Below are 439 nucleotides of genomic sequence, written 5' to 3'. Positions count from 1 at the left end.
ACCAGGATGACGCCGATAACAAACCCCGGAATCGAATCCCCGATGATCGCACCGACCTGGACCACACGGTCCACCCAGCCCCGCTTCACCGCCGCCGCAACGCCGATAAGGGTGGCAATGACGGCAATAAGGATCATGGCCGTGAACACCATGACCATGGTCACGGGAATCCGCGTGGCCAGTGCATTGGCAACAGGTTCAGACGTGAACCACGAGGAACCAAAATCCCCCCGCAGCGCGCCAAGGCCCCAATCCAGGTATCTTCCAAGGACGGGCTGGTCCAGCCCGAGCTCGGTTTCCTTCAGCGCCACCTGCTCGGGCGTGGCCTGGTCTCCGACGATGTTCCGGGCGATGCTTCCGCTGGAGGCATAGAGGAGGAAGAAGGTCAGCGCCGAGACGGCGAACAGGACCACAAGTCCGCTGCCGAGGCGTTTAAGGA

The 439-nt window shown here is 62.2% G+C and carries 1 protein-coding gene; it reads right to left on the bottom strand.

Annotated elements, in window-relative coordinates; translation table 11 throughout:
* On the bottom strand, positions 1–439 hold a 439-nt coding region (locus tag AC6CHP_RS20745), incomplete at both ends, for an ABC transporter permease (RefSeq protein ID WP_498232057.1).

The organism is Pseudarthrobacter sp. GQ63, assembly GCF_059758765.1.
Note: the sequence above shows the minus strand (reverse complement) of the source record. Positions and strands in the feature narration are given on the sequence as shown.